The sequence below is a fragment of the Psychrobacillus sp. 05T411 genome (assembly GCF_056396485.1).
Genome location: NZ_JBFTLO010000013.1, coordinates 99,661 through 116,987 on the forward strand (window position 1 = coordinate 99,661; position 17,327 = coordinate 116,987).

The following is a 17,327-nucleotide window of genomic DNA, read 5'->3' on the forward strand; positions in this document are numbered from 1 at the left end:
AGTAAAATGAGGGATAAATATAATATCGTTTTTTTATTTGAATCCATAAAAAAAATTTATTAATAAACACACAAATGATATGATGAAATTAATTGATTGAATATTCTTTCTGAATAATGGAGGAGCAATTATGGATGAAAAAGATTGGCTTATTTTAACCACGCTTTATGAGGAGAGGAATATAACAAAAGCAGCACAACGACTTTATATTTCGCAACCAGCTTTAACATATCGAATACAGCAGATGGAAAAAGAATTCGATGCAAAGATTGTCTCGAGAGGAAAAAAAGGAGTCGAATTCACAGTAAAAGGAGAATTTCTTGTCCAATACGCGCATGACATGATTCACCGACTACGCCAAACAAAAGAACATATTTTAAATATGGACAGCACCGTAAAAGGTACGCTGCGATTAGCTGTGTCTGGCCTATTTGCCCGATACGAACTTCCAACCATATTAAAAGAGTTTTTAGATGTATATCCAGAAGTCGAGGTTAATTTAAAAACAGGATGGAGTTCCGATATTCATCAGATGCTCCAAAAAGAAGAATCTCATCTTGGGATTGTAAGGGGTGACTATAGTTGGAAGGAGAATAAAATATTATTACGGGAAGAAAAGATTTGTATCGCTTCCAGCAAAAAAATAAACTTTGACGATCTACCTTCCCTACCAAGGGTGAACTATCAGACAGACCAATCGTTAAAAAATACAATTGAAAACTGGTGGCAGGAAACGTATACAGTCCCGCCTATGATATCGATGGAAGTAGACCGAATAGATACATGTAAGGAACTTGTACTAAATGGTCTAGGATATGCCATTCTGCCAGAGATTTGTCTGAAGCATGATGAGGAATTGTATATAGCACCTATTATGTTAGATGATAAAAGGTTTTTACAAAGAAATACGTGGATATTTTATCGAGATGTTACCTTGGAATTAGCTCAAGTAAAAGCATTTATTGATTTTTTGGAGGAATCAAGATAGGGAAAATTCTAGCGTCCCTGTGTCAGACTTAATTGCCCCTCATATTGTGGCAGACAGGGAAGCACCGCTATAAACTGAGACACATGATAGCAAGGAAAGTAAGATAGAAGCAGCCAAAATTCTTTTGGCCGCTTCTTGTTAAATGAAATATCAAAATGATCGTGGTAAACCTAATACATGCTGCGCAACAAAACTGACAACTAAGTTGTTGGAAATTGGTGCTATCTTAAATAACCGTGCTTCTCTAAACTTTCTTTCAATATGATACTCCGATGCAAATCCATAGCCGCCATAAGTATCCATAGCGGCATTTGCAGCTTCCCACGATGCTTCAGAGGCTAAATATTTTGACATATTTGCTTCTGCTCCCCCTTTTTGATTGGAGTCAAATAGGGCTGCCGCTTTATCCCGCATAAGCTTTGCTGCTTCAATATTCATGTAGGCTTTGGCAATTGGGAATTGAACTCCTTGATTTTGACCGATTGGGCGATTAAAGATGACTCGTTCATTCGCATATTGGGCAGCTTTATCTACGAAGTAATAGCCGTCTCCAATACTTTCGGAAGCTACTAGAATTCGCTCGGCATTCATGCCACTTAATACATAGCGGAATCCTTTACCTTCTTCACCAATCAAGTTTTCTACCGGTATTTCTACATTTTCAAAAAAGACTTCCGTTGTTGCGTGGTTCACCATCGTATCGATTGTACGAATGGTAATATTATCTTTTTGATCGTTCATATCTAGGATAAATAGACTTAATCCATCGGTCTTTTTGGCAACCTGTTCCTTTGGTGTTGTTCTTGCCAATAGAAGCATTAGATCTGAATATTTAGTACGCGAAATCCAGATTTTCTGTCCATTGACAATATACTTATCACCCTGGCGGACAGCTGTTGTTATAATATTAGTCGTATCACTGCCGGCAGTTGGTTCGGTTACGCCAAATGCTTGCAGTCTTAATTCACCCGATGCGATTTTCGGTAAAAAACGTTGTTTCTGTTCTTCACTTCCATGATTAAGTAGTGCCCCCATCGTGTACATTTGAGCATGACCCGCCGCTCCATTCCCTCCGGAACGATTAATTTCTTCCAAAATGATACTTGCCTCGGCAATGCCAAGTCCAGCACCTCCGTATTCTTCTGGTATCAAAACGGAGAGCCATCCTTCTTCTGTTAACGCTTTAATAAATTCTTTAGGATATTCATTTTTCTCATCAATTTTTCTCCAATAATCTTCCGGGTACTTCTCACATAATGTACGAATACTTTTTCTAATTAGCTCGATTTCCTCGATTGAACTTTTTGCTGTTACCAAATGAACCATTCCTCCGATCAGTTAATTGAAAAGTTATTAGCTTCTGATTGTTTGTTGCTGGAAACCAAATTCTTTTAATATCGCTTCTGTATGTTCACCTAATTCAGGAACCMTGTTCATCACAATATCAAATTCCCTTGATGTTACAGGTGGTATAAGTGCTTTTACTGCTCCTCCTGGAGAATCTATGTCCCTCCAGCGTTGCCTGTATTTTAGTTGGGGATGGTTGTTAACCTCTTTTAAAGTATTTAACTGTGCGTTAGCTATATTAGCTTCTTCCAATTGGATAATAATTTCCTCGGCGCTTGCGTTTTTGAATGTATCTTCTACTATTTCCTTTAAGGCTTCTTTATGTTGGACACGACCACTATTTGTATGAAAACGTGGATCAATTGTTAGAGACGTACTCTTTATGAGTTTTTCACAAAACTGTTTCCATTCTCGTTCATTTTGAATGGCAAAAAATACTTGGGCACCATCCTTTACTTCAAATGAGCCATAAGGGTAAATTGCTGCGTGGCTTGAGCCAGTCCTTTTCGGATCTGAGCCTCCGTATTCAGAGTAAAGAAGTGGATAACCTAGCCATTCACTCAGTGCTTCTAGCATGGAAATTTCGAGTATTGCCCCTTTATTTGTTTCCTTTCTTACATACAATGCAGTTAAAATACCTGTATAGGCATACATTCCTGCTGCAATATCCGCGATTGAAATTCCTGCCCTTGATGGTGTATCTTCTGTACCTGTTATGGACATTAGTCCAGCCTCGCATTGTATGAGTAAATCATAGGCTTTTTTGTCTTTGTAAGGTCCATCTGTGCCGTATCCAGAGATTCCGCAAATGATTAGTTTCGGGTATTTCTTCTTTAATTCCTCTGGATGGAAACCAAGTCGATTTATCGCTCCCGGAGCCAAGTTTTGAATGAACACATCCGCTTCGGAGAGCATCTTATCCAAAACTCTTTTTCCTTCCGCTTCTTTTAGATCAAGTATCAACGATTCCTTCGAACGATTTAACCAAACAAAGGCACTGGACATTCCGTGCACTGTTTCATCATATTGTCTAGCAAAATCCCCACTAGGTCTTTCAACTTTAATAACGCGTGCTCCTAAATCAGCCAATTGCCTAGTTGCATAGGGTGCAGCTACTGCTTGTTCTAAAGAAACGACTGTAATTCCTTTTAGCGGTAACATCGAGCTCCCCCTTTCTATTTTTTATCGAAATTTGAAAATCACCTAAACACCTTGCCAAACTGGCTCTCTCTTCTCATTAAATGCGAGTATTCCTTCTTCTCTATCTTGCGAATTCGCGCATTTATAATATTCTTCTAGTTCGATAGTTAATGCATTATCGATATCTGTTTGAATCCCTTTGTCGATTGATTGTTTCAATGCTTTTAATGAAAGTGGGGCATTTTTTGCGATTAATTTTGCAGCTTTCAATGTTTCCTCCAGTAAACGATCACTTGGAAAAACACCATTAGAAAGACCGAGTTCACGTGACTCTACCGCAGTCATTTGTTTTCCCGAAAATAAGAATTCTTTTGCTATTTTTATCGGGATTGTTCTTGGCAAGAGCTGTGTCCCACCAGCACCTGGGATAATGCCAATCTTCACTTCAGGCAATCCCATCTTTGCATGCTCAGCTACATAACAAAGATCACAGCTTAGCACCATTTCCAATCCTCCGCCTAGTGCAAAACCGTTAACGGCAGCAACCGTTGGAAAAGGAAAATTTCTAATTGCATCATAGGCTTCTTCAAAAATATCATGCTGCAGTTTCCAGTCTTCTTGGGACATCCCTTTCCTTTCTTTTAAATCTCCTCCAACACAAAAGCTCTTTTCACCGGCTCCGGTCAAGATCAATGCTCGAAGGTCTTTTTGTGTCTCCAAATATTGTAGACACTCTATTAACTCAGTTCCCATCTGTGTATTTAATGCATTCATAGAATCAGGACGATTTAGTTGTAATATATATACATTTTCAGTTTTATGTTGATCTAAAAGCTTTATCGTGTTCCAATTTTTCATACGTTTCTCCTCCATTTTTAATTTTTTACCGCACTATAAAAAGTGCAATCTCCGGGAATATCCAAACTAAAGCTAATACAAAAATGATTATTAATCCAAACGGCAATACGCTTTTTATAATGGTTCCCATCGATTCTTTTGGTACTAATGTTTTAATGGCAAACAAATTCATACCAACTGGCGGTGTAATAACCGCAAGTTCCATATTGATCACCATGATGATTCCAAACCAAATTGGATCAAATCCAAGACTCATCGCAATCGGAAAGAAGATTGGTGTTGTGATCAATAGAATGGAAACGACTTCTAAGAAAAAGCCCATCAATAACCAGATGAGACTCATGATTAAAATAACAACCCAAGGGGCTACAGAAAGTTCAGTGATAAAATTAGCCAAATACTGCGGCATTCCTAGAAGAGTTAGTGCAGATCCAAAAACAACTGCCCCAACTACTACAGTAAGCAACATCGCGCTCGTCTTAACTGATTCAATGAAAACTGTGGGAAACAACCGAATAGGAAGCGTCCGGTGTAAGACAGTCGAAACTACAAGAGCGTAAATTACTCCAACTGCAGCTGCTTCCGTAGGGGTAAATATACCAGCATAAATACCGCCTAATATAAATACGGGTAGTAAAAGATCAGGAATCGCTTTCCAATAGATACCCGTATTTTCTTTTTCGGGAATAAAATCTTCTTTAATTTCCTGAGTTGTAAGCTTCAGACTAGGTGCTTTAATAACGGTGTAAATGGATAGCAATATAGCTATCAACAAACCCGGGATAATTCCAGCCATGAATAAACGACCAGGTGATGAGCCACTTAAAGATGCATACAGGATTAAGGGAATACTTGGGGGAATGAGAATACCCAAGGACCCTCCAAGTGCCGAAAGACCATACGTAAGATTTTTTGAATAGTTTTGTTTTAACATTTCAGGTATCGCGATTCGTCCAATTGTTAAAACAGATGTCATACTAGAACCAACAATGGCAGCAAACAAAGTGTAAGCCGCAACACTCGCTACACCCGCTCCCCCTCTCACCTTTCTAAGTAAGTGATGAGCTACAGCAAAAATTCGCTCTCCACTTTTGCCATGGTACATTAGATTCCCCATAACGATATATAAGGGGATAGCAACAAAAACGAATTCTGATAAAGTATTTTTCAATGTAATTGGCACTTGGATCAAATATTGTGTATCAGCTGAAAACAGGATCGTAATTACGCCCGACAAACCGAGTGCGAAACCAATCGGAACACCTAAAAATAGTGCAATAAAAAGGACTGCTAATAAGATCAATATGGCGCTTGTACTAATCAATTAATTTCGCCTCCTTTGTCGCTACTTCATCTGGTTCATTGATGATTTTCAACACAGTTCCAATCCCAGCCACTATTAAAAGTCCACCACCTATACAAATAAATGAATAAGGAATCCATAAAGGGATAGAAAGTAATGTAGGAGAAACGGATCCCCGCTCATAGGAACTGGCTGTAATGTTCCACCCATAAATGAGTAATATACTTGCGTAGGGGATTACTAATAACACATTAATTATTCGTAAAGTCTTATTTGCTTTGCCTTTTAACTTGTCGAGAAAAAAAGTAACTTTAAGATGTTCGTCCTCAATGAGTAAATAACCCATTGAAAAGAAAACGATAAATTGTAAAAGATACGATGATATTTCATTTGTCCAAATCGTTGGAGATCTAAATCCGTACCTGGAAACTACTTCATAAAAAACGATAATTGCCAGCAAACCTATCAAAATAGCTAACAAATAAATAATCATTTTTTGTACGTATTCAATGCCTTTCAATACACCCCTCATTACAAATCACCAACTCTTCTCAGATTTTTCAAAAGGACATAAGCCATCTGATTCAACCTATGTCCTTTTAATCCAGATTATTGTTTGTTTGCTTTCTCTACTAAATCCATTAATGTTTTGCCCAATTCTCCTGATGATTCCACGTATGCTTTATAACGATGAGATGCTGCTTCCTTCCATAAGGCCATTTCCGTTTCAGATGGTGTATATAGCTCTATTCCATGCTCAGTCAATTGTTCTTTGTAGATCAAATCTTTTTCCTTCGCTTCTTTTCTGGAAGCTTCTTGCGCGATTTTGGAAGCTTCGTCTATTGCTTGTTGCACATCTTCCGGCAAGGATTCCCACCAGTTAAGGTTTGTCGCACCTTGGAAGGAAAGACTTAATAAGGTCATATCTGTTCCATATTTCGTTACTTCATATAAGCTTCGTTCTATAACAGAAGACGGTCCCGTAGTGAAGCCATCTATCGCTCCATGCTCAAGTGCTTGATATATTTCTTGTGAACTCATGCTGACAGGTGATGCACCTAGCTCTTCCAACATCAAAGAAGCACCTTGACCAAAGCCCCTCATAATCAGTCCTGAAACATCTTTTGGTACTTTGATTGGTTTATTTCCATAGAGTTCAACTGTCCCATAAGCTGGCCATCCAACTAATTTCATGCCTAATTTCTCAAATTGGGCATCGAATATATCGCCAAACTCCCCGTCTTCAGCTGCCCACATAGACTCCCACGAATTAAAAAGTAAAGGCAAATCCGTAACCTGTAGTGGCTTTGCCTCCCCACCAGCTAGGAAACCGGTTGTAATCTGTCCTATTTGAACACCACCAGTTGCAAGCGCATCTGGTAATTGTGTATCATTATAAAGCTGTCCATTTGGAAATGTGCTCGGGATTAAATGAATAGAAGTATCTTTCGTTTTCTTTTCGATTTCTTCTGCCAACACTTCAAAATACACACCAGCTGCATGCTCTTTTGGCAAGTTATAAGCAATTTTCACTGTTTGTGTTTTTTGACCTTTTGTATCATCCGCTTTAGCTACAGAATCGTTATCCTTTCCGCAGCCAGCTAAAATCGTCAATAAAATTAAACTGATAAATACGAGTTTCTTCATAAACTTTCTACCTCCCCTTTTATGGTAACGCTTTCATTTATTCCCATTGACGAATTACATAACATGCTCTTCCTCTCTTTCACCCATGAAATCTTTTATATTTACAATCCACTCTTTTATAGAATGTAAATTTTCCATTTCTAGTCCTTGTTGAAACAAACTTCCGATTTTATTTTTCTGCTTACCGTCTACATGATGATCTAAAGCAAAAGTCAGGCAATCTGACCACTTAGCTTCATATTCTACTAAATTCATAGGCTTGCCTTTTGAACCAGGTGCATGCGCAACTACCTTTTCAATTACACGACCTTCTTTTGTTTTTACGGACACATACACTGGTAGCTTTTCAATTTCCTCGGGATCTGTGATTTCTCCTTCATATTCTGATAGTTGGACGATAGCGAGTAACTCTTGTATTTTTTCTCTTTGCACCATAGGATCCGTAAATGAATTCAATTGAATTTCTCCATCTTCCAAAGCGGCTAAACAAGTGTACTCTGCACTGAACTTTCCTTGTAGACCGGTTGTTGGCTGATGATGAATAAGTGCTGTCAATCCATTTGGCGGAACCGACACATTTATTTTTTCCACATCGTCTAGGGTTAGATTATTTTCCTTTCTTATCTCCAACACTCCATCTATAAAACGATGGGTCAAATAGCAACAAGGGAATTTTTTTACACTTAATCCATTAACCTCATAGTCATGTTGCCCACCAAATCTTATGTCTTTCAAATGTTCAAAGGAGTTATTACCTGTATAGGCTTGAAAAAAACCTCTCTCTTCAAAAATCTCTTTATTTGACGTTAATCCTTCTTTTGCCAGTAAAACAGACTGTATGGCATGCTGTGCAGCTAGTCCTATATGAAGAGGCTTGGTCATTGTTCCAAAGTTCTTTTGAAGCCCGCCTGCCATGGACGCAGAAATGGCAATAGCATTTTGTAACGTTTCCTTATCAAATCCCATGAGTAAACTACAAGCCGCTGTAGCTCCAATCGTTCCAAGTGTACTAGTAGCATGCCAACCAAGACCATAATGTTGGAAGCCCATCACTTTACCTACAGTGATCATGACTTCTGTTCCTACAACATAAGCAGCCAAGACATCTTTCGTAGATTTCCCCAAATATTCCCCTAATGGGAAAATAGATGCCACTATTGGTGCACTAGGATGTGCCAAAACGGTTGGCGTCACATCATCAAAGTCTAGCGCATGCGTTGCCGTCCCATTTATAAGAGCTGCATATTCCAATGGAACTTGTTCGGATTCTCCCCAAAGTGAAGCCATTGCATTATTTGTGGACTTATTCATATAAGTTCTTTTGACAACTTCCACACTTGGTTCGTTCCATCCCGCCAATGCAACTGCCATTGTATCGATCATTGCAAGTTTAGATATTTCAATGATTTCAGGATTCAAATTTTCGTAAGTAACTGATTTTATATAATCAGCCATTTGTTCCAAAAAATTTTCTGCCACCTTTTAGCCCCCTCATTGATAATTCATCCCAACTATTAGATTCTGAATTGTAAGTATATTTATAACATTGAAAAATCGACTAGTCTAATATATAGTTTGAATAATACTTATAGAAAAAAACTATAGCTAAGAGGAGGTAAGGATGGAACCGAAAATACTTAACTATGTGATAACCTTGGCCGACGAAAAGAACTTTACAAAGGCAGCTCGAAAACTTCACTTGGCACAGCCCTCTTTAAGTTACCAAATAAGTAAACTAGAAAAAGAATTGGGGATACAACTATTTCATAGAGAAAATGAGGTGTCACCTACTTATGCAGGAACGGTGTTCATTTCTCATGCTCTACAAATTATCGATCAATTTCAACAACTAAAATCTGAAATTATAGACGTAGCGGAAATGAAAAAGGGGCAGCTGCTGATTGGAAGTTTAGCAAGCACGGGAGCCTTCCTACTCCCTAAAACGATTTCTGCATTTAAGGATCGTTTTCCAGGTATTGAACTTGTACTAATCGAAGATACAAGTGTCCAATTACAATCAATGATCTCACGTGGTCAGTTAGAAATAGCGCTGATGTCGATGCCAATTTCAAATGTTGGACTCGAGAAAGAAACTATTTTAGAAGAAGATATTTTACTCGCTGTTTCTCCAAATCATTGGTTAGCAAGTCATGAAGAAGTCGATTTGAAGGATTGCAAAGAGGAATCTTTCATATTTATTAAAGAAGGCTACTACTTCCGAAAAAACACCTATGATTTATGTGTACAATCCGGATTCGAACCTAAGATTGTTTTTGATAGTACCAATATTTATACTTGCCAATCCCTTGTTACCGCCGGAGTAGGAATTTCGTTCATCCCCAAAATGGTTGTGAACGAATTTCAACCTACAGACAAACCCATCTATTTGCCCATCAAGGCAGAGAACATTAACCCTAAAAGAGAAATTGTTATGGCATACAAAAATAATCGGTATCTTTCAAAAGCTGCGCGAGCTTTTATTGATACGATGCGGGAGTTGTATATTTAAACAACAGCTCTATTAGCGATGTAGCCTTCCATTTCTAACTTGTTATATGCTGAATAAAAACACGCCCTTGAAAAGTTATAATTTCTCAAGAGCGTTTTTTTATTGTGAATTGTATAGAATCGTTTCTAACTTAAGGATTCTTATGTTTTTGCCACAGCAAAGAAAATTTACTAATCCCGGATAGAATAACCCATATGATTCGTTATGAATTTATTTACCATTCCATCCATACCCTTACTTTGATTGTTTGAAAATAAAAGGAGGAAGCAGGCATTTTGCAGGTTGCTTCTTCCGTTTTGAACTTATACGCAAATATCATTAAAGTACGATATACTTATAAGTACTAGATTTTATATATATACGGTAGTTTTCTATATTTTTCAATTTACCGTTTTTTGGGTAGTTCTCCTTATTTCATCATTATGTTCTCCCAGGTTCGGAGCATGWCTTTGAATAGAAGTAGGAGTCCCCGAAAAATTCACCGGGAACTTCATTTCCCAGATATCTCCCTCTGTCGGGTGTTGAGTATTCTTAAAGAATTCAGTAGCAAGAAGATGCGGGTCCTCAAAAAGAGAATCGGGTGTATTTATTTTCGTGCAAGGAATGTCTGCTTCATTAAGAATCTTCAACCACTCATCCGTGGTTTTTGTAGCAATGATCTCTTCGATAGTTCCATATACGAAATCAATATTTTTGGTTCGTTCTGTTATATCGCTGAAACGTACATCATCCTGTAGATTGCTTCTCCCTGAAACCTGAAAAAAGGACTGCCATTGTTTATCATTATAAATCATTACACCTATATAGCCATCTTCCGTCTTGTATGGTTTCCTATAGGATGAAGTAACCCTAGAATAGTATGTTGGACCGATTGGTGGAGAAAACGTTTTGCCATACATATGCTCCATCATTGTATACGAAACCATCGTCTCGAACATCGGTACTTCGATTTCTTGACCTTCTCCGCTCAATTCACGGCGATAGATTGCAGCTAATATCGAGCTAAGACCCACTAAGCCAGCTGTTTTATCTGCTAGTACAGTTGCCAAATATTGAGGAGCCCCTGCAACTTCTCCTTGAGCCGCTGCAATCCCAGATGCTCCTTGGATGATATCATCATACGCCGGACGCTCTCCATATGGTCCTTCTTTACTAAAGCCATACATACCACAATAGATTAATCGTCTGTTTACTACCTTCAATTCCTGGTAGGACAACCCTAATCTTTCCATCGATTGCGGACGCATTGTATGGACGAAAACATCCGCCTCTTTGACAAGTTCTATAAGAATTTCTCGACCCTCTACACTTTTCAAATCTAATGTGACACTACGCTTATTTCGATTCAAATGAAGAAAAAGACTGCCCATTCCCTTATTCTTTGATGGTCCAAGGTATCGAGTTGTATCCCCTGACGGATTCTCCACTTTAATGACATCTGCTCCCATATCCCCTAACATGAGGGTGCAGTATGGTCCCATCACAACCGAAGTCAAATCTAATACCTTGATACCTTCTAATGGTCCACTCATCCTCTCCATCCCCTTTCCAAAACTATTAATATTCCCAAAAAATCTATATCGATATGTTGAAATTTAACTTGAAATAATAGAAGTTTCAACAGGTAGTTTTAGCATTAGTCCTGTTCGTTTCGTTTTCACAACAAGCTCACCATTTTGGTTATATCCACGGTGTTCAAACCAGACGATACCAGTAGTCGGGCGTGACTTCGACTCACGTTTTCCGACGATTTCAGTTTCTGCACGCAAGGTATCGCCAATCCTTACTGGCGCTGGAAAAACAGTTTCTTCAAATCCGAGATTACCTAGGGTTGTTCCATCCGTTAAATCACCTACGCTAACTCCAACTACAAATGATAAAGTAAAAAGGCTATTAACAATACGCCCGCCATGTTCTGTATTCTTTGCATATTCTTCATCCAAATGAAGTGATTGTGTATTATGAGTCAAAGTAGTGAATAGTAAATTATCCGTTTCCGTCACAGTTCTACCTGGTTTGTGCTTAAATGTCTCCCCAACTACCAACTCTTCAAAATATTTGCCACCCAACATTCGCAAACCTCCCCGTATGCATTATTTTGACCTAACCTTTCGATCTACAGTAGCTAAAACTGCCTTCGCAGTTTTCACGTGAGCATAATCGACGTGCTCACCTTCATACATTATGGCCGTCTCTCCATTTTGTTCTGCAATCTCAAAAGTCTTTATCATACCGCTATAATAAGCGATTTCTTCCTCAGATGGTGAGTACACTTCATTTAAAACCGGTACGTTTGATGGGTGTAACACAAGTTCGCCTTCAAACCCTAATTGTTTATTGAATGCTGCGTTCTTTTTCAACCCTTCTAGATTATGAACATCTTGCCAAAGCCCTCCAATAGGCGAAACACCTGCTGCTCGCGCAGACATAACAACCTTTGACCTTAAATATAGAGTCTCTAGTCCTTCCGATGTCCATTGATATCCTAGTGCCCTTGCAACATCACCATTTTTAGCACTTAAACCCGTTATTCCTATGACTCTATCGCAAGAAGCTATCTCATATGCAAGGTGCATAGATTTAGCGGTTTCAAGAATTGGAATGAACCCAATTGTTCCAATTGGTATGCTCTGTTCCACCTCTAACTTCTCGACCAAGTCGGATAATTTCCTTATTTCTTCTGGTCCTTCAGGTTTTGGAAGAACGATACCAGTTAACCCTTGTATAACAATTGCTTTCAGGTCATCTATGTCAAATTCCTCTATACCTTTGTTGATACGAACAAACACATGCACACCCTTAGAAGAAAGCAAAGGAACGGCATTAGCAACATACTTACGTGCTTCTATTTTCAAACGGATGGGAACACTATCCTCCAAGTCCAAGATAATGCCGTCAGCTTTGTAGAATGGAATCTTGTCAAACCAGTTCTGCTTGATACCCGGAACAAATAATAATGTACGGTAAATCTCCATCATATCTCTCCAATATTTATATTTTGGGATAACCTAATGAATAGGAAATATCATTCGCCGATTCTTTGACCGTTTGGATAAAGAACTCTTCCTGGCTGTCATTATAGTCTCCAATTGGTATAACACAAATGATGCTCCCAATAACTTCTCGACTTGCGTCGAATACAGGAGCCCCTATGCTTAGTGCTCCTTCTTTTCGTTCATTTGCAGTCTTTGCATAGCCCTGTTCCTTTACTTTCTTCATTTCTTTTATTAAGAGCTCTTTTTCACTCTTAGAATCTACTTCCTTCTGCAAAATTTCCTCTATCTCCGCCTCACTTAAATGTGCAAGTATGTTCTTACCACTTGCTGCAACATGTATCGACTGTAAAACCCCAATCTCAAGCACATACTGTAAAGCAGAAGAACTTTTGATGCTATCAACAAATGCAAGCTTTTGATGTTTTGGATAATAAAGACTAAAATAAACAGAATGATGAAGATTTTTTGCAAGCTCTTCCAAATAAGGGCGAGCAACCYTTTTCACATCCACATTTGTTGAAATAATCGATGCCATTCGAATAAACTCTGCACCTATTTTATATTTTCCAGTTACATCTGAATACTCCAGTATACTTTCATCCTTAAGCGTTGAAATCATTCTGTGTGTACTACTGACTGGCATCTCCAAAAACCTTGCCAGTTCGTTGACTCCCCATTCGCTCTGTCCATCGGTAAAAGCACGAAGAAGTAAAAATGTTTTAGAGATAACATTTGATTTCATATGGTAATTTCCTTCCTATCTAAAGCCTTTAAATCTAATTTTATTTCATCATAAATCCTGGAAGCCATAAAGTAATAAACGGCAACATCACTAATAATATAAGTATAAGCATATCCATAAGTACAAACCATGTTACGCCCTTGAATCCTTCTGCTGTTTTAATGCCGGCTGCTCCAGTAGCGACGAAGACATTCATCCCTACAGGTGGAGTAACAAGACCAATTTCAACTGTCTTTGTAACAATAATACCGAACCAGACAGGATTAAATCCCAGAGATACAATAATTGGAAAAGTAAGAGGCAAGGTTAAAATTAATATAGCAATCTGATCCATGAAGAAACCGAGAACCAAATAGATAATGATGATGATAGCAAGAATCCAATATTTAGAGACTTCCATTCCTTCTACTAACGCCACGACTTTCTGAGTCGACTGTGTCATAGTCAGGAAATAACTAAAGATATGTGCCCCTATTATGATAGTCATAATCATTGTCGTTGATTTAATTGTGTCATTCAAAGCAGTACCAAATTTATTAAGATTCATTCGTCCCATAACAAAAACAACTACTAATGTAATAAAAGCACCTAGTGCTCCCGCTTCAGTCGCTGTTACAAATCCACTGTAAATTCCTCCAATGACAGCGATAATAATTACAAGCATTGGCCAAACATTTTTCAATGATGCAAATTTCTCTTTTATTGTTGGATTTATCTCAATTTTAGGTGCAATCTCCGGTTTCAGTTTTACCCAAATAAAGATGACCACTATGTAACCAATTGCTGTAATTATACCTGGAATAACCGCTGCTATAAGTAATGAACCTACGCCAGTTTCTGTTAATATTCCATAGAGGATTAGAATAATACTCGGTGGAATCATAACAGCAAGCGTTCCCGCTATACTGATTACACCCATTGTAAAAGCAGTGTTGTACTTATACTTTTTCATTTCTGGCGCAACTGCTTTTGACATAGCGGCCGCAGAAGCTTGACTCGAACCCGAAACAGCGGCCATCAAAGCACCAGCAAATACCGTAGCAATTCCGAGTCCACCTGGAAGTTTACCAAGCCATTTATATGCTGCTTCAAATAGGTCCTTCATTATTCCACTCACTGTCATGAAAGCCGCCATCAAAATAAACATCGGGATGGCACTCATTAGGAAACTTTTCACACTATCATATGGTGCTGTTTGTAAAATTCCTAAAAATGCATCCCAACCACTGAACATTAGTAGACCGATAGAACCTGAGATTCCCAATGCAAAAGCAATGGGCATACCAAATGCAAGAAACAAAGCAAGACAGATTAGTGGTATAGCAACAGTCATTATAAATCTACCTCCTCTGTCTTTTTATCATTAGAATGAGTATCTTTACCAAGAGCAAGTAAGATGACTAAAAGAATTAGTCGGATTGTTATTAAAAATGAACCTATAGGTATCCAAATATAAGATAACCATAATGGGAAATTGATTAGTCCAGATGCAATAAGATTATTTTGCAATGCACTAATTGTCATGTTGAATCCTTGATAACCAATGAAAAACATCATAGCCGCGGCCAGTAAATAAAATATGATATTCAATACGTCTTGTACACGTTTTGATAACCTTTCGAATATAATGTCAAGTCTAATATGTCCATCTACTTTTTGCACATAGCTCATACTGAGGAATACAAGAATAACCATTAAATACATTTCCGTCACTTCATAAGCACCGGTTATTGATTTATTAAAGAGGTGACGACTAAGTGCATCAAAAGTTGTTAATATCATCATAATCACAAGCGCAATTTGTGAAAGTCTCAAAAAGAACACTTCTAATTTGCCAAACCCTTTTTCGATTATTTCCATTTACTTCACCTTCCCCAATAGAACAGCGGCCTGTAGATTTATTCCCTTTGGCCGCTGATTCTGATACTTAATACGTTACTTCAAACTCTCTCTTAACTCACGATATTTCTTAATTGTCTCATTTGCATTAAATCCTCTTTTTTCTAAATCTGCCGCCCAGCGATCCCATACTGGTTCAAGTGCTTTATCCCATTCCGCTGATTCTTTATCGCTAAGTTCATAGATTTCAACATTGGACGAGAACTGCTTTGCTAATTCCTCATTTTTCTCATCAAGGTACTTCGAAAGATGCTCGACAGTCTCATCACCAGCCTGCGCTAACGCTTCTTTCACATCTTCTGGTAGATCTTGATATAGTTTTTCATTAATAGAATACACAACAGTAAAGCTTCCTAGATTAGCACCTTTAGTTGAATACTTTGCGATTGACTCAATTTGATATGGAGCAAAGCTGGTAAATGGGAACGTAACCCCATCAACCGTTCCACGTTCCATTGCTGTATATGCTTCAGTTGCTGGCATAAATACAGGCGATGCACCAAGTTCATCAAAACCAAGTTCCATTGTGCCAGTAACACGTGCTTTTAATCCTTTAATATCTTCCATATTTTTTATCTGTTTTTTGGCTGTTACAAATTGATATTGAGGTAGTGCAACTGCATAAAGCGGGCGGACACCATTCTTCAAATATTCCTCTTCTGCAAGATAATCTTTCATAAGCTGCCAGATTATTGTAGAGCCTTCTTGCGCTGAACCATAGGCACCTGGTAATGTTGCAATCTCCGTTAAAGGTAAGCGATCAGTAGAATAGGACGTATATCCAATGTCAATTGTTTTCGATAATGTCAAATCAAGATAACTATTTGCTTTCCCTATTTGTTCTGCTGGATAATATTCAAACTCCACTTTTCCGTCGGTCAGTTCCTTTACCCGATCCATGAAAAATACTGTACCTTCAGAAGACAAATAATTCGTTGTAGGAAGTGAATCAGCTATTTTCAGTTTAATTGTTTCATCTGTTCCATTAGCAGATGTATTTCCACAAGCCGCAGAGATAACCAATAATGCGGTAAATAAAAGGAATAATATAACCTTTTTCATTTTCATAATTCTCCTCCTCAATTTGTATTATGCCGAAAAGTTTCTATTATACTTTTACTTTTTGTGGGGAATACATTAGGACAAATTTTAAATTTGTATCTCCCACATTTTGAACTTCATGCATAGCCTTTTTCGGAATCCACACGACATCGCCTTCTGTCAAAACTGTTTCTTTGTCTTCGATAATAATGTGCATCTTGCCAGTTAAAATGTACATAATTTGTTCAATATCCTCGTGGAGATGAGGATCTGCCAATCCTCCTGGCTCCATTTCTCCAATAATAACTTCCATATGCTCAATGCCTTCCTCAGGACCAACAAGACGCCGATTAAACGTTCCCTCATGTCCTGGTGGCGAGTATGCCTCTACATCTTTTATATTTTTCCAATAATTCATCTTTCTAACCCCTTTCATCAATCACTATTAAATAGAAGGTATAAGCATAGTAATTTATTTCTAAAATAATAAATTACAACATTTGAATCCGCTTACATGTTTTTGGAAACAAATATTTAAAAAATATTACCCTTCGCATTTCATTCCACTATACGGAATACCATTCCACTTGTTAAGAATAATTTAACATACCTATTTATTTTTCGCAATATATTTTTTTGTAATTTTCAGAATGATATTAATATAATGTTTTTTTAAGTAATTGGATAGAAAAGATACTTTTTATATTTTTTTGGTTCAACGTCAAATGTTGGGGTGATGTGATTTTCACCCAGCCCTTAACCAAGATGAACCCCTATTTCTTTATACTTTATATTTAATAAAATCTTTGCCCGAAAGTGATCGAAGCGACGAAAACCATATGCGTTACGCTTCATCA

General features: G+C 37.9%; 17 protein-coding genes. 2 read left to right on the forward strand and 15 right to left on the reverse strand.

All coding sequences use genetic code 11. The annotated features are described in order from the left end of the window. Positions 1-130: 130 nt before the first annotated feature. Entirely contained in the window at positions 131-988 is an 858-nt protein-coding gene (locus AC1DFT_RS12475) for a LysR family transcriptional regulator (protein WP_478159075.1), read from the forward strand. 150 nt (positions 989-1,138) lie between these two features. On the opposite strand, the gene AC1DFT_RS12480 is transcribed toward AC1DFT_RS12475, so the two are convergent. From AC1DFT_RS12480 to AC1DFT_RS12510, 7 genes are all read right to left on the reverse strand, one after another. Continuing rightward, on the reverse strand, positions 1,139-2,305 hold the full coding sequence (locus tag AC1DFT_RS12480) for an acyl-CoA dehydrogenase family protein (RefSeq protein ID WP_478159076.1): 1,167 nt from the start codon (positions 2,303-2,305) through the stop codon (positions 1,139-1,141). Between the two features lie 36 nt (positions 2,306-2,341). Continuing rightward, positions 2,342-3,496: a CaiB/BaiF CoA transferase family protein gene (locus tag AC1DFT_RS12485; protein ID WP_478159077.1), complete on the reverse strand. Its 1,155-nt coding sequence runs from the start codon at positions 3,494-3,496 to the stop codon at positions 2,342-2,344. 42 nt (positions 3,497-3,538) lie between these two features. After that, positions 3,539-4,333, reverse strand: coding sequence for an enoyl-CoA hydratase/isomerase family protein (locus AC1DFT_RS12490; RefSeq protein WP_478159078.1), 795 nt, complete (start codon positions 4,331-4,333; stop codon positions 3,539-3,541). Between the two features lie 25 nt (positions 4,334-4,358). After that, positions 4,359-5,657 (reverse strand): TRAP transporter large permease, encoded by a 1,299-nt coding sequence (locus AC1DFT_RS12495; RefSeq protein ID WP_478159079.1) that lies wholly within the window; start codon positions 5,655-5,657, stop codon positions 4,359-4,361. Beyond that, entirely contained in the window at positions 5,650-6,156 is a 507-nt protein-coding gene (locus AC1DFT_RS12500; protein WP_478159080.1) for a TRAP transporter small permease subunit, read from the reverse strand. The genes AC1DFT_RS12495 and AC1DFT_RS12500 overlap by 8 nt, the downstream gene beginning before the upstream one ends. Before the next feature lie 89 nt (positions 6,157-6,245). Next, the gene (locus tag AC1DFT_RS12505) at positions 6,246-7,283 is read right to left on the reverse strand and encodes a TRAP transporter substrate-binding protein (RefSeq protein WP_478159081.1); all 1,038 of its coding nucleotides are present in this window, start codon (positions 7,281-7,283) and stop codon (positions 6,246-6,248) included. Between the two features lie 54 nt (positions 7,284-7,337). Next, positions 7,338-8,762: an MmgE/PrpD family protein gene (locus AC1DFT_RS12510; RefSeq protein ID WP_478159082.1), complete on the reverse strand. Its 1,425-nt coding sequence runs from the start codon at positions 8,760-8,762 to the stop codon at positions 7,338-7,340. 142 nt (positions 8,763-8,904) lie between these two features. Between AC1DFT_RS12510 and AC1DFT_RS12515 the strand changes: the two genes are divergently transcribed. After that, positions 8,905-9,792 (forward strand): LysR family transcriptional regulator, encoded by an 888-nt coding sequence (locus AC1DFT_RS12515; RefSeq protein ID WP_478159083.1) that lies wholly within the window; start codon positions 8,905-8,907, stop codon positions 9,790-9,792. Positions 9,793-10,172: 380 nt separating this feature from the next. On the opposite strand, the gene AC1DFT_RS12520 is transcribed toward AC1DFT_RS12515, so the two are convergent. From AC1DFT_RS12520 to AC1DFT_RS12555, 8 genes are all read right to left on the reverse strand, one after another. Next, on the reverse strand, positions 10,173-11,324 hold the full coding sequence (locus AC1DFT_RS12520) for a CaiB/BaiF CoA transferase family protein (RefSeq protein ID WP_478159084.1): 1,152 nt from the start codon (positions 11,322-11,324) through the stop codon (positions 10,173-10,175). 63 nt (positions 11,325-11,387) lie between these two features. Beyond that, positions 11,388-11,864, reverse strand: coding sequence for a MaoC family dehydratase (locus tag AC1DFT_RS12525; protein WP_478159085.1), 477 nt, complete (start codon positions 11,862-11,864; stop codon positions 11,388-11,390). Positions 11,865-11,885: 21 nt separating this feature from the next. After that, positions 11,886-12,767, reverse strand: coding sequence for an HpcH/HpaI aldolase/citrate lyase family protein (locus AC1DFT_RS12530; RefSeq protein ID WP_478159086.1), 882 nt, complete (start codon positions 12,765-12,767; stop codon positions 11,886-11,888). Between the two features lie 16 nt (positions 12,768-12,783). Further along, positions 12,784-13,530, reverse strand: a complete 747-nt coding sequence (locus tag AC1DFT_RS12535) for an IclR family transcriptional regulator (RefSeq protein ID WP_478159087.1) — start codon at positions 13,528-13,530, stop codon at positions 12,784-12,786. A gap of 40 nt (positions 13,531-13,570) precedes the next feature. Then, positions 13,571-14,863, reverse strand: a complete 1,293-nt coding sequence (locus AC1DFT_RS12540) for a TRAP transporter large permease (RefSeq protein ID WP_478159088.1) — start codon at positions 14,861-14,863, stop codon at positions 13,571-13,573. Then, positions 14,863-15,390: a TRAP transporter small permease gene (locus AC1DFT_RS12545; RefSeq protein WP_478159089.1), complete on the reverse strand. Its 528-nt coding sequence runs from the start codon at positions 15,388-15,390 to the stop codon at positions 14,863-14,865. The genes AC1DFT_RS12540 and AC1DFT_RS12545 overlap by 1 nt, the downstream gene beginning before the upstream one ends. Before the next feature lie 75 nt (positions 15,391-15,465). Beyond that, positions 15,466-16,497, reverse strand: coding sequence for a TRAP transporter substrate-binding protein (locus tag AC1DFT_RS12550; protein ID WP_478159090.1), 1,032 nt, complete (start codon positions 16,495-16,497; stop codon positions 15,466-15,468). 40 nt (positions 16,498-16,537) lie between these two features. Continuing rightward, positions 16,538-16,888: a cupin domain-containing protein gene (locus AC1DFT_RS12555; RefSeq protein ID WP_478159091.1), complete on the reverse strand. Its 351-nt coding sequence runs from the start codon at positions 16,886-16,888 to the stop codon at positions 16,538-16,540. Positions 16,889-17,327 lie beyond the last annotated feature (439 nt).

What these genes read in the sequence shown, in the direction of transcription:
- AC1DFT_RS12475 (WP_478159075.1), top strand. Translation starts at nt 131, where the DNA reads ATGGATGAAAAAGATTGGCTTATTTTAACCACGCTTTATGAGGAGAGG.
- AC1DFT_RS12490 (WP_478159078.1), bottom strand. Translation starts at nt 4,333, where the DNA reads ATGAAAAATTGGAACACGATAAAGCTTTTAGATCAACATAAAACTGAA.
- AC1DFT_RS12505 (WP_478159081.1), bottom strand. Translation starts at nt 7,283, where the DNA reads ATGAAGAAACTCGTATTTATCAGTTTAATTTTATTGACGATTTTAGCT.
- AC1DFT_RS12515 (WP_478159083.1), top strand. Translation starts at nt 8,905, where the DNA reads ATGGAACCGAAAATACTTAACTATGTGATAACCTTGGCCGACGAAAAG.
- AC1DFT_RS12525 (WP_478159085.1), bottom strand. Translation starts at nt 11,864, where the DNA reads ATGTTGGGTGGCAAATATTTTGAAGAGTTGGTAGTTGGGGAGACATTT.
- AC1DFT_RS12530 (WP_478159086.1), bottom strand. Translation starts at nt 12,767, where the DNA reads ATGGAGATTTACCGTACATTATTATTTGTTCCGGGTATCAAGCAGAAC.
- AC1DFT_RS12540 (WP_478159088.1), bottom strand. Translation starts at nt 14,863, where the DNA reads ATGACTGTTGCTATACCACTAATCTGTCTTGCTTTGTTTCTTGCATTT.
- AC1DFT_RS12545 (WP_478159089.1), bottom strand. Translation starts at nt 15,390, where the DNA reads ATGGAAATAATCGAAAAAGGGTTTGGCAAATTAGAAGTGTTCTTTTTG.
- AC1DFT_RS12550 (WP_478159090.1), bottom strand. Translation starts at nt 16,497, where the DNA reads ATGAAAATGAAAAAGGTTATATTATTCCTTTTATTTACCGCATTATTG.
- AC1DFT_RS12555 (WP_478159091.1), bottom strand. Translation starts at nt 16,888, where the DNA reads ATGAATTATTGGAAAAATATAAAAGATGTAGAGGCATACTCGCCACCA.